The sequence below is a fragment of the uncultured Bacteroides sp. genome (assembly GCF_910578895.1).
GTDB lineage: Bacteria > Bacteroidota > Bacteroidia > Bacteroidales > Bacteroidaceae > Bacteroides.
The window spans coordinates 75,148-87,622 of sequence record NZ_CAJTSC010000003.1 but is presented as its reverse complement, the minus strand read 5'-3'; the positions used below and the strand labels follow the sequence as shown (position 1 = coordinate 87,622).

8 protein-coding genes are annotated in these 12,475 nt (G+C 52.6%); 4 read left to right on the top strand and 4 right to left on the bottom strand.

Annotated elements, in window-relative coordinates:
* The first annotated feature begins 10 nt into the window (after positions 1-10).
* Positions 11-715 (top strand): DUF4998 domain-containing protein, encoded by a 705-nt coding sequence (locus QZ327_RS01695; RefSeq protein ID WP_294616593.1) that lies wholly within the window; start codon positions 11-13, stop codon positions 713-715.
* A gap of 643 nt (positions 716-1,358) precedes the next feature.
* Here QZ327_RS01695 and QZ327_RS01690 read toward each other — a convergent pair.
* Together QZ327_RS01690 and QZ327_RS01685 are read right to left on the bottom strand one after the other, a co-directional pair.
* Positions 1,359-2,909 carry a sulfatase gene (locus QZ327_RS01690; RefSeq protein ID WP_294616591.1) on the bottom strand — a complete coding sequence of 517 codons (1,551 nt, stop codon included), beginning with the start codon at positions 2,907-2,909 and terminating at the stop codon, positions 1,359-1,361.
* On the bottom strand, positions 2,906-4,105 hold the full coding sequence (locus tag QZ327_RS01685) for a glycoside hydrolase family 88 protein (RefSeq protein WP_294616590.1): 1,200 nt from the start codon (positions 4,103-4,105) through the stop codon (positions 2,906-2,908). The genes QZ327_RS01690 and QZ327_RS01685 overlap by 4 nt, the downstream gene beginning before the upstream one ends.
* Positions 4,106-4,271: 166 nt before the next feature.
* On the opposite strand from QZ327_RS01685, the gene QZ327_RS01680 reads away from it, so the two are divergent.
* Positions 4,272-4,676 (top strand): hotdog fold thioesterase, encoded by a 405-nt coding sequence (locus tag QZ327_RS01680; protein WP_294616587.1) that lies wholly within the window; start codon positions 4,272-4,274, stop codon positions 4,674-4,676.
* On the opposite strand, the gene QZ327_RS01675 is transcribed toward QZ327_RS01680, so the two are convergent.
* The gene (locus QZ327_RS01675; protein WP_294616586.1) at positions 4,666-5,565 is read right to left on the bottom strand and encodes a DUF3108 domain-containing protein; all 900 of its coding nucleotides are present in this window, start codon (positions 5,563-5,565) and stop codon (positions 4,666-4,668) included. The two genes, QZ327_RS01680 and QZ327_RS01675, sit on opposite strands and share 11 nt — an antisense overlap.
* Positions 5,495-7,423, bottom strand: coding sequence for an Ig-like domain-containing protein (locus tag QZ327_RS01670; RefSeq protein ID WP_294616585.1), 1,929 nt, complete (start codon positions 7,421-7,423; stop codon positions 5,495-5,497). Before QZ327_RS01670 ends, QZ327_RS01675 begins: the two co-directional genes overlap by 71 nt.
* A gap of 348 nt (positions 7,424-7,771) precedes the next feature.
* Between QZ327_RS01670 and QZ327_RS01665 the strand changes: the two genes are divergently transcribed.
* Both QZ327_RS01665 and QZ327_RS01660 read left to right on the top strand, forming a co-directional pair.
* On the top strand, positions 7,772-8,947 hold the full coding sequence (locus QZ327_RS01665) for an efflux RND transporter periplasmic adaptor subunit (RefSeq protein ID WP_294616584.1): 1,176 nt from the start codon (positions 7,772-7,774) through the stop codon (positions 8,945-8,947).
* 78 nt (positions 8,948-9,025) lie between these two features.
* Complete coding sequence (locus QZ327_RS01660) at positions 9,026-12,442, top strand: efflux RND transporter permease subunit (protein WP_294616582.1); 3,417 nt, start codon at positions 9,026-9,028, stop codon at positions 12,440-12,442.
* Positions 12,443-12,475: the final 33 nt, after the last annotated feature.

Genomic DNA, 12,475 nt, shown 5'->3' with positions numbered 1-12,475 from the left:
ACGATAGATTATGAAAAGCAGATTACACATATCGGCACTGGCAGCACTGGCAGGATTGGCCGTTTTATTCTCGTGCACGGACATCAACCACCTGCACGAACCCTATCTGGAGCGGGGCGAACAGATTTATTTGGGCAAGCCCGACTCCGTACATTTATTCTCCGGCAAGAACCGCGTCCTGGCGGATGTATGGTTTTCGGACGTAAAGGCAAAGAACCTGGTTGTGAAGTACAACGGAGACACGGACTCCGTGTGCATCCCCCTGGTGCGCGAACCGGAACGCCCGCTGCGCTCCGACCCGGTCTCCATAGAGATACCCGACGTGAACGAAGGCATAGCCACCACTTTCAAGTTCATCATCTACGATGCGAACATGAAGTACAAGTCGCTCACCATGGAGGCATTGGGCAGCGCATACGGCAACGACTATCAGGAGTCCATCCAGAACCGCATCCTTACAAACGCAACCTACGAGGACGGGCAACTGAAGCTTGCCTGGCTCAGCACCGGCTCCACACAGATACAATACACCGAAATCGAGTATGTCACGGAAAACGGCGAGAAAGCCGTCTACATGCTGAAGCCTGCCGAAACGGCTTGCACCCTCGGCGTGCAAGCGGGCAGCAAGGTGCGCTATCGCAGCATGTTTCTGCCGGAAGAGACCACGGTAGACCCCTTCTATACGGAGTATAAAGAGTTTGTTGCGGGAGAATAATGCGATGTAAAAGCAGATAATGTTCCATTGACAGGGGGCGGGTGTCGGAATTTCGACATACCCGCCCCCATGTTTTTGCACGCCACTCCCCTTTTTCCACCTGCCGCTTTTTCATTCACAGGAGTTCGAGGGGGGGTATCACTCCCTTCGGGATAGGAGTTAAAAGCCGACAGCCATACCGGAGGATACGACTGCGGAGACCACGCAGACAGACAGGCGGAAGCGGACAAACGGAAACAGGCTGTTGAAAAAGCAGAAACAAGCAAGTGAAAAACAAAAACAGGTAAGTGAAAAACTGAAACAGGCAAGTGAAAAACAACGGATAAGAGCAGGCGGACAATCCCCGTCAGGCGCTCATTGCCAGCGACATACGAGTGCCACTCAATCCACGCAAGGTGGAACTTTATTCCCAGCTTGTTGGGAACGCGTTCCCTCCTTATTGGGAATACGTTCCCAACATGCAGGGAACATGTTCCCAATACGGTGGGAACATTCGGGAAAAAGGAAGCCGTCAGCCAAGGGAAGGGCATTTGCGGGAACCGGAGGGAATTAAAGAGAAAAGGAGCCGGAGGGAGATAACTCCTTCCAACTCCCTTCAACTCCTTTCTTCATCCAACTTCGGCAAATAAAAAAGCCGTGTCTGTCAGTTGCCGTACGGTATCATATCGGACAAGATGCGCTCCCTGTACCAGGGGTCGTCAATCTCTTTCAGCACTTTCCCCATTTCGGCGCACAGCCCGCTTACTATCTCCTTGTACTCTTCCAGCGGAAGGTTGTTCAGCTGATACGGGTCTTTCTCGTCGTCGAACAGCAGGCTCCTCACCAGCTTGTGCTCCTTGCGGTCTATGTAGAGCGCCAATGTGTAGCGGGCGGACTTGAAACCGCGCGACGAGGGGAAATAAGAGCAGACCTTGCCGTCGGCATCTTTCTTTCCGTCCACGTTCTGAATGTAAAGGGCACCCGCAGGACGCACGATGTCCGCTTTTTCATCGAAGAACAACGGAGCGTAGTTGCGTCCCTGCACCTCTGCCGGAATGGAACCGGACAGTCCTGCCAAGCCCAGCAAAGTAGGCATGATGTCCGGCGAAGAGAGCATCAGGTCGTCCAGGCGGGGTTTGATTTTATCGGGGAAACGTACCAGGAAAGGCACGTTCATGGACTCGGCGAACGGGGAGTTCTTGGGGTCGTCCGTGTGCTGGCTGCACATGGTCTCGCCGTGGTCGGAGGAGAAGACCACGATTGTGTTCTTGTCCAGTCCCTGCTCTTTCAGCGCGTCGAGTATCTGCCCGAAAGCACGGTCCACGCCTGTGACCGAGGCAAAATAGTAGCGCACGCTCTCCGCCTTCTCCATCGTGGGGTCGGCATTGGGGCGGACCAGCAGGCTGTCCAGCGGACGGTCCTTATACAGGTTGAAGTCCTCCTCCATGCAGTCGTCCAACGAACGGTAGGGGCTGTGCGGCGGGTTCATGCTCACCATGATGAAGAACGGCTTCTTCGGGTCGCGCACGTTTCCTTCGTTCTTCAGGTAGGAGACGACCTTGCCCGCCTCGTGCAGCGGAGACCATTCGTGCGGGTCGTGGCGGTTGCCGTCGGTGTCCCAATAGTGCGGGTTCTTATGCACGTCGAACGTTCCGTAAGCATACCAGTAGTTGAACCCGTGGCGGCGGTCCTGCGGCGTATAGGCATCCCATGCGGGCACGCGGTCTTCCACATACCTGCCCGGACGCTGGGGGTCGTTGGGGGTGGGAAAATCGGCGTGCAGCTTGCCGAAATAGGCACAGTCGTATCCGGCGCCGCTGAACACGTCGCTCACGCACTCCGCATCGGCACGCAGGGAGCTGATGGGGCGGTTGGAGTTGCAGTTCAAGGGGACACCGCTCTTGTTGGGATACATCCCCGTGAGCAACGAACCCCGGTGGGGGCTGCTCAGCGGGCAGTTGCTCATGGCGGAAGTCAGCACCAGCGACTCGCGCGCAAAGTCGTTCAGGCGGGGCGTGCGCACAGGGTCGTTACGGAAGTTCACCCGCTCTCTGAAGCCTTCCTGCCCCCAGAACTCCATCGCATGATTGCGGTACTGGTCGGGAAAGATGTAGATGACGTTGGGTTGCAGGCACTGTTCCGCCTGCGGGGTTTTGCACCCCTGCAAGGTGAACAGGCCTAAACCACCTAACAATATGTTGAACCGGCTGTTCATTTCTCCAGGTCTCTTTTACGCTTCAACGCTTCCAGGAAATAGTAATCGGCATAGTTCAGAGGAACATCGATTTCCGCACCGTGGGGGATGCTGCCCACCGAGTGCATCAGGATGAAGTTGCCGTTGGTGCCTGTCTCTGCGCGGTAAGCCGGAGAAGCAAGGCTTTCCATAATCTTGTCTGCCTGTTCCTTATAACCCTTATCGGAAATGTATGTGCTAAGTTCGTAAAGTGCGGAAGCCGTACATGCTGCGGCAGAAGCATCGCGCGGTTCGTTGGGGATGTTGGGGGCATCGTAATCCCAGTAAGGAACCAGGTCTTCCGGAAGGTTCTTGTTGCCGAAGATGAAGTTGTAAATCTTCTCGGCCTGTGCCAGGTATGCGGCATCGTGCGTATAGCGGTAACACATGGTGTAGCCGTATATCGCCCATGCCTGTCCGCGTGCCCAGGCAGACTCGTCGGCATAGCCCTGGGCGGTCTGCTTCTTGCGGATTTCGCCGGTTTCGGGGTCGTAGTCTACCACATGGTAGCAGCTGTTGTCCGCCCGGAAGTGGTTTGCCATCGTTGTGTCGGCGTGCTTCTTGGCGATGTGATGGAAGGTGGAGTCGCCCGAAAGCCTGGTGGCCTCGAACAGCAATTCCAGGTTCATCATGTTGTCGATGATGACGGGGCATTTCCAGCCGCGTTCCGCCTGCCAGCCTTTGTCGGCATCCCAGGATTGGATGACGCCTGCGCCCGGACGGAAACGGGTAGACAATGATTTGGCTGTCTGGATGATGACGGGTTTGTACTCTTCCTTGCCGGCGAAACGGTATCCGTTCAGGTAGCTGGAACCAATCATAAAACCTACGTCGTGGTGCCAGGTCAGGTACTGCACAGAGTCCAACGCTTCGGTGTACTTTTCTGCCAGCGGCAACCATTTCTTGTCGCCGGTCAACTCGTAGGTGTACCACATATTGCCGGGGAAGAAGCCGGAGCACCAGTCGTCGATGGGCACATAGCGGATGGTGCCGTCTTCGTTGATGGTGCGCGGATTGAGAATCTTGCCCGATTTCTCGATAATGTCGGTCTGGATTGTCTCCTGCGCCACCGCATTGTCAATATTCTCCTGGATAAAGTTGTTTGCAGGCTGCTTTTGTCCTGTACAACCAGCCAAAACAGTAAGGGAAATACCCAATGTAATAAGAGCTGTTTTCATAATAAGGGATTTGTTAAATTAATACTGTCGATTTTTTCGAAGGCAAATGTAGTGCGACCCTTCAATAATAACCTGCCTAAATTATCCAAATTAAACGCCAAAATATTACATTTGCGTACAAAACAACGGATTTCCCTTTAATACGAACCATTTATTCCCCAATGGCATGACTCCACAGGAATTTTTCAAGAAAGATATTTTTGCCGGCAAGGCGGGCGTGGAACTGATAGAAATAAAAGAAGGATACGGCAAGACGCGGCTGGTTATCACGGAAGAGCACCTCAATGCCGGACGCCGCACCCAGGGCGGAGCGCTCTTCACCCTTGCCGACCTCGCCCTGGCGGCGGCAGCCAACTCGCACGGCGTGCTCGCCTTCTCGCTCTCTTCCAACATCACCTTCCTGCGCAGCAGCGGCTTGGGCGACACCCTCTATGCCGAGGCGCGCGAACGGTACACCGGACGTACTACCGGATATTACCAGATTGACATCACCAACCAGAAGGGAGAGTTGGTAGCGACGTTCGAATCCAGCGTTTTCAGGAAGGGGGATGCGCTGCCGTTTACTTTGTAACGACGGATGTCATCGGATAACGGTTGTCCTTTACGCTCTTGAGGTATGCTTTTGCAGAGCCGAAATTCAAATACATGTCCAGGCGTATGGGAAGGTGGTTCTTGTCGTCGGATACAAAGAAAGTGATTACTTCCTGTTCTTTTCCTTTCTTATACTCCACGAAAGAAAATACAAGGCAACGGTAGACCGTATCGTTATTGGCTTCTATCTCCTGCTTGCCACGGTAAATCAAGGTCTGCTCCTCTACCCTGCGCCCCGTTGCCATAGGGAAGAGTATCTTCTCTCCCACCTTATAGTCCTTGGGGTCGTAAGAACGTGCCTGCGCCAGGATGCTGAGCATGTCGAAGATGCAGCGGCTGTCGCTATATTCCATTTCCTGCGGCTCGCGCACGGGGTTGTGCCAGATGCGCCGCTGCTTTACGGAAGACATTCCGTCCTTATAGGAGAACCACGCCTCGTCTACCGTGTAGCGCTTTCCTTCCTCGGCTGCCTTGCGGAAGTAAAGCGGCTCGAGCTTGTCGCTGACATAGCACGTCAGCGTATCGCGCATCTTAAAGAAGAAATCCGTCTTTTTGCTGCCCACCGAAAGAAGGTCGAAGCGATAGGCGGGACGGGAACGGTAGGTGGCGGTATTGGTGGAAAGGCTTGCCAGCCCCACTTTCTTCCAGATGAATTTCCAGTTGAAATACAGGTCGTACATAACGTGTTCGCCGGATTGGAACGCTTCATTCTTTGCCGTGCACTGGGCGTGCACAGGCATCATGGCACCCAAGCACAAAAGCACGGCGGACAGGAACAACCCGAATGCCCGCTGCCGCTTAGTTACCATATCCCCTGCCGCTGTTGCGGTTGCCGTTATTGCGGCTATTCTTCTTTTTCTTGTCTTCATCTGGCTTTTGTTTTTTCAGTTCTTCCGGTTTTTGCTTATCCAACGGCTTCTCTTTCACGTTCCAATCCTGTATCAAATCAAAATTGGCTTTGAACTCCAGCACCTGCGGATAATAATAAACCATTTCGGGCTGGCGCCTGGCGGCATAGTCGCCGGTATCCCATACGCCGTTCCCGTTCGTATCATTAACAAGCCGCGCGCCATATTTGCCCGGATTCAGGTAATAAAAGTCGGCTTTTCCTTCCACCACCGGCACAGTACGCACCACTTTATCCTGGGCATCCAGCAGTTCCACAAACGCCAAAGAATCCGCTCCGGCAATGTTGAAGAATATCTGCCCGTACTCTTCCAGCTTTTTCACCGTAAATTCCCTCTTCACCTTATCGGTGGACAAACCATACAGGCCGTGGAAAGCGGTGGAGTCTGCTTCAAAGACGTAACTCTCGCCCGGTTTCCAGTCCGCATACAGGTTATAGCGTTTCAAATCGAGCGAGTCGCGTTCAAAATCGAACGGCACATCCTGCCACAGCGTGTCCACTTTTTGCCTTACGTGCAAAGCGGTATCGCTGAAAGCGGCTATCGGCTCCGTAAAGCTCAATGTAATATAATCGTACACATCCATGGACGAGGGCGCATAGACGTCCATTGCCAGGAAAGAGACCGGTTCCGGCTCTTCCTCGTCCTTCTTCTTTCTTTTCTTCCGCTCCTTTTCGGCTTTTTCTTTCTCTTCCAGTTTCTTTTCCTGCAACTTTTTCCAGCCTACCTTCGACACCATCCTCAATGTATCGGTCCGGGGAACCAACCGGTCCAGCGTGTCCGTATACAAATAGGTAAGGCTCATTCTTAGCGTATCTTGCCGATAGAGCAAAGAGTCCTTTATCCAGTAATGGATTGTATCGTTACGCCCGGTGGTCTGCTCAATGACAAAGGCATCCTTCTCGTCGAAATTCAATCCCTTCATCAGCGGCAGGCTGTCGGCGGGAGCCGTAAAGTAAAAAGAGAACTTCTCCGGAGTGAGGCGTTCCGTCTTCATAAGACGTTGCGAAAAAGTCTTCTCCTTGAAGCTGCGCAGCAGCACATCGTCCGGCAGGAAGTGGGTGTACTGCCGTTCTACAATGGTGTCTATCGTCAAAGAGTCTTTCCAAAGCGTGTCCTGGCGCATGCGGCTCTCCATGGAAGGAATGATGACAGAGTCACTGAAAGCGATGATTTCCGTAGGTTGGGAGAATTTGAAGTTCTGGTCGGCATCCATCAGTGCATAGATACGGTATTTGCCCGGAGCAACCCCTCGGATGGAAAACCGTCCGCGGCTGTCCGTGCGACCTACGCGGTCGAAAGGCAACGAGGTAAACGCCGAATCCGCCAGATTGGCGTGCAGCCCGACCAGCATTCCCTTTACCGGCTCCAGGTTGGACGCATCGAGCAACGTACCGGCAATCACCATTGAATCAAGTTCCGCCCCGGTAGAGAACGTGAAGGTGAAACTTTGCAGGGGATTGCCTTCGTTATTATCCTGAATGGCATCTCCAAAGTCTATGGTGTAGGTGGTATTGGCTTTCAGCGTATCTTGCAGGTTGACCACCGTCTTTTTGCCGTTCGCCTTTATCTCCGGCTGTTGCACTTGGGGCGGCGAGATAACGACTTTCTCGTTTACCTTCTCCAGTTTGATAAACTCATCAAATTCGATCGATATCTTTTTCTTCTTGTTATGGAGCGCGCCCGGCAACGGAGAACTCGTGACAAAGCGAGGCGGCTCCTCGTCAATGGGGCCACCCTCCAAACGACCTACGCTGGCACAGGAATACAGAACAGCCACACCCGCAACCACACCTAACAATCGGCGCATAAACAGTCTCATTTTATTAAATATGATGTTGAAAATTAGTTTATATAATGACAGATAGTATAAGGCAATCAACCATTAGACTTATAATACATGTAATGTAACATGATGCAAAAATAAAGGTTATCCCGCAATTAGCAGTATGCTTTACAGTATTTTAAAAGAAAATACAAGGATTTACTCTCAAAGAGATACAAAACATCGTTAAAAAACGGGGATGTTCACATCTTATATAAGGAGAAAAGAATAATTTTGCAGTCGAAAACTAAACAACGGCTTTCGGTTTTCACCACTATCCTTTTCTTCTATGAGCACACAAGACCTCGGAATAACCAGAATAATTATACAGAGAGAAAAAAGAGTATGAAGAGTAGATTTGTATTATTGGCATGTTGCCTGGCGCTGCTCAGCGCTTGCGGACAAGGCGATAAAAGCACGGGCAAAGTACCCGAGTTTGCAGTGATTACAGTAAAAACCACCACTGCCAACCTGACAAACAGCTATCCGGCTACTATCAAAGGCAAACAAGATGTGGAAATCCGCCCGATGGTAAGCGGTTTCATTACCAAGTTGCACGTGGACGAAGGCTCCATGGTACGCAAAGGGCAAGTATTGTTCAGTATCGACCCCGTACAGTACCAGGCTGCCGTAAATTCGGCAAAAGCCGCGGTCGAGACGGCAAAAGCCGCGGTCAGCACGCAAGAACTTACGGTAAACAACAAACGCACGCTGAACCAAAAGAACATCATCAGCAACTACGACCTGCAAATGGCGGAAAACCAATTGGCACAGGCAAAGGCGCAACTGGCACAGGCGGAGGCGCAACTGGTCAATGCCAGGAACAACCTGTCATATACCAAGGTAACAAGCCCCAGCGACGGCATCGTAGGCACTATCCCCTACCGTGTAGGCAGCCTGGTAAGCCCCTCTATGGTTGCTCCGCTGACTACCGTCGCCGATATCTCCGAAATGTTCGCTTATTTCTCCATGACCGAAAGACAACTCCTATCACTGATACGTGAAGGTGGCAGCATCAAGGAAATATTGGCAAAGATGCCTGCGGTGCAACTGCAACTGATAGACGGAACCATGTATGCCGACAGCGGGCGCGTGGAAACCATCAGCGGTGTCATCGACCAGACTACGGGTGCGGTAAACATGCGTGCCCTCTTCCCCAACGCGCACAACATCCTGCGTAGCGGTGGCACAGGCAACGTAGTGTTCCCCAACCCGATGGAGAACGTGATTATGATTCCCCAATCCGCCACCACGGAGATACAGGACAAGAAGTTTGTATTCGTGGCACAACCGGACAACACGCTGAAAAACACCGAGGTACAGGTATTCAGCCTGAACGACGGCAAATACTTTTACGTTACCGCCGGCTTGAAAGAGGGCGACAAGATTGTGATAGAAGGCGTGCAGAACCTGAAAGACGGGCAAAGCATTACGCCCATCACTCCCGAGGAGAAAGAGGCGGAATATCAGAAAGCGCTCAAAGACCAGAAAGAAGGTAATATCCAAACTGCGTTTCAATAATAAAGGATAAGTAAGGAGGTAAGCATACGAGCCGGCTCGTATGCTTACCTCCTTGGAAAACAACTAAAAAGCGAAATAATGAAATTAGATAGATTTATTAATCGTCCGGTGCTATCTACGGTAATCTCTATCCTGATAGTAATCCTCGGACTTATTGGCCTGGCAACATTGCCTATCACCCAATATCCGGACATTGCGCCTCCAACGGTATCGGTACGCGCCACCTACCAGGGAGCCAACGCCCAAACGGTGTTGAATTCCGTCATCGCACCGCTGGAAGACCAAATCAACGGTGTGGAGAACATGATGTATATGACCTCCAACGCCTCCAACAACGGTTCCGCCGAAATCTCCATTTACTTCAAGCAGGGAACCGACCCGGACATGGCGGCAGTCAACGTGCAGAACCGCGTATCCATGGCTCAAGGACTGCTGCCTGCCGAAGTGACGAAGGTCGGCGTGACCACACAGAAACGGCAGACCTCCATGCTGATGGTATTCTCCATTTATGACGAGAAAGACTCGTACGACATCGAGTTTCTCGAGAACTTTGCCAACATCAACCTTATCCCGGAGGTGAAACGTGTGAACGGCGTGGGTGACGCCACCGTGCTCGGTCAGGACTACTCCATGCGTATCTGGCTGAAACCGGACATCATGGCGCAGTACAAACTGATACCTAACGACGTTGCCGGCGCATTGGCAGAACAGAACATAGAGGCGGCTCCGGGCCAGTTCGGTGAGCGCGGCAACCAAAGTTTCCAGTACACCATCCGCTACAAGGGTCGCCTGCAACAGCCCGAGGAGTTTGAGAACATCGTCATCAAAGCACTCGAAAACGGCGAGGTGCTTCGCCTGAAAGACATAGCCGACGTCGAACTGGGACGTTTGTCTTACAACTTCAACAACATGGTAAACGGACATAAGGCTGTATCCTGCATCGTATACCAGATGGCGGGAACCAATGCCACGCAAACCATCAGCGACCTGGAAGACGTGCTTGCCAAAGCATCCGAGACATTGCCCTCGGGCTTGAAAATCAATATCGCGCAGAATGCCAACGACTTCCTGTTCGCTTCTATCCATGAGGTAATAAAGACGTTGATTGAAGCGTTCATTCTTGTGTTCATCGTTGTGTATATCTTCCTGCAAGACATGCGCTCCACGTTGATTCCCGCCGTTGCCATTCCGGTAGCGTTGATTGCGACATTCTTCGTACTGCAACTGATTGGCTTCAGCATCAACCTGCTGACCCTCTCGGCGATGGTGCTTGCCATTGCGATTGTGGTGGACGATGCCATCGTAGTCGTCGAGGGTGTGCACGCCAAGCTCGACCAGGGATATAAATCGGCACGGACCGCCTCCATCGACGCCATGAGCGAACTGGGCGGCGCCATTATCTCCATCACACTGGTGATGATGTCCGTATTCGTGCCGGTAAGCTTCATGGGCGGTACTGCCGGTACGTTCTACCGCCAGTTCGGTCTTACAATGGCGATTGCCATCGGTTTCTCCGCACTGAATGCCTTGACGTTGAGCCCCGCACTGTGTGCCATCTTCCTGAAACCGCACAACAGCGATGCCTCCATGAAAGAGCGCATAGGCGTTGCCGCCAAAGAGGCGCGTAAAATCATGATAGCCCGTTATGTCGATTCCATCGGCAGGATGATGCGTCCCGGCTTGACACTGCTCTTTACTACAGTTGCCATCTTGGGCATGATTTTCGGCATGTTCAGTTTCGAGAACCATCCCGTGCTCTGCCCGATTATGATTGTAATCAGCGTACTGGCACTGGCAGGCATGACCACCGACAAATTCAAACACTCTTTCAACGCCTCTTACGATTCCATTTTGGGCAAATACAAAAAACAAGTGCTCCGTTACATTCAGAAGAAATGGCTGTCGGCAGGCATTGTGGCTGGATCCATCGCGTTGCTGGTCGTGTTTATGAACATCACTCCGACGGGTATGGTGCCCAATGAGGACACCGGTACCATCATGGGTGTGGTGACGCTCCCTCCGGGCACTTCGCAAGAGCGTGCCATGGAAGTGCTGAACCGCGTGGACAGCCTTGTTGCCGCCGACCCGGCGGTAGAATCGCGCACGGTGATTCCCGGCTTCAGTTTTATCGGCGGACAGGGTCCCTCTTACGGATCGCTCATCATCAAACTGAAAAACTGGGAAGAGCGCTCCACCATGCAAAACTCTACGGTGGTTTACGCCACGCTTTTTATGCGTGCGCAGAAAATCATCAAAGAGGCACAGGTACTGTTCTTCGCTCCCCCTATGATTCCCGGTTATTCGGCATCCAGCGATATCGAACTGAACATGCAGGACAAGACCGGCGGTAACCTGAACCACTTCTTCGACGTAGTAAAAGACTATACCGCCGCTTTGGAGACACGCCCGGAAATCAACTCCGCAAAGACCAGCTTCAACCCGAACTTCCCGCAATATATGCTGGATATCGACGCGGCAGCCTGCAAGAAAGCAGGACTCAGCCCGAGCAGCATCCTCACCACCATGCAAGGATACTTCGGAGGTCTTTATGCTTCCAACTTCAACAGTTTTGGTAAGATGTACCGCGTCATGATTCAGGCGGAACCGGACGCAACCAAAAACCTGGAGTCGCTTTCCAGCATCAAGGTGCGCAACGGCAACGAAATGGCTCCCATCACCCAGTTCGTATCCATCAAGAAGGTATACGGTCCGGACATCATCAGCCGTTTCAACCTCTACACCTCCATGAAAGTGATGGTGGCTCCCGCCAGCGGCTACACGTCGGGACAGGCACTTGCCGCCATTGCCGAGGTCGCCAAAGAAAACCTGCCTGCCGGCTTTGCCTACGAGCTTGGCGGTATGGCACGTGAAGAGGCGGAAACCAGCGGCAGCACCACGGGACTGATTTTCGTACTCTGCTTCGTATTCGTCTATCTGTTGCTGAGCGCGCAGTACGAGAGTTACATCCTTCCGCTCTCCGTGTTGCTTTCCGTTCCGTTCGGTCTGCTGGGCAGCTTCCTGTTCGTCAGCGGCATCGGCTCGCTGGGCAATATCCCTGCATTGAAAATGATTTTGGGCACCATGTCCAACGACATCTACATGCAAATTGCCCTTATCATGCTGATGGGTCTGTTGGCAAAAAACGCCATCTTGATTGTAGAGTTCGCCCTCGACCGCCGCAGGATGGGCATGAGCATCACATGGGCGGCCGTGCTGGGTGCAGGCGCCCGTCTGCGTCCCATCCTGATGACATCGTTGGCAATGATTGTCGGCCTACTTCCGTTGATGTTCGCATCCGGCGCAGGTGCCAACGGCAACCGCACATTGGGTACTTCCGCCATCGGCGGCATGCTGGTGGGCATGATTCTGCAGATATTCATCGTGCCCGCCCTGTTCGTTGCCTTCCAGTATCTGCAAGAGAAAGTCAAGCCGATGGAATGGGAAGACGTGGACAACTCGGATGCGGAACCTGAAATTGAACAATACACGAAGTAATTTGTAAATTGAGAATGGAGAACCAACCTTCTC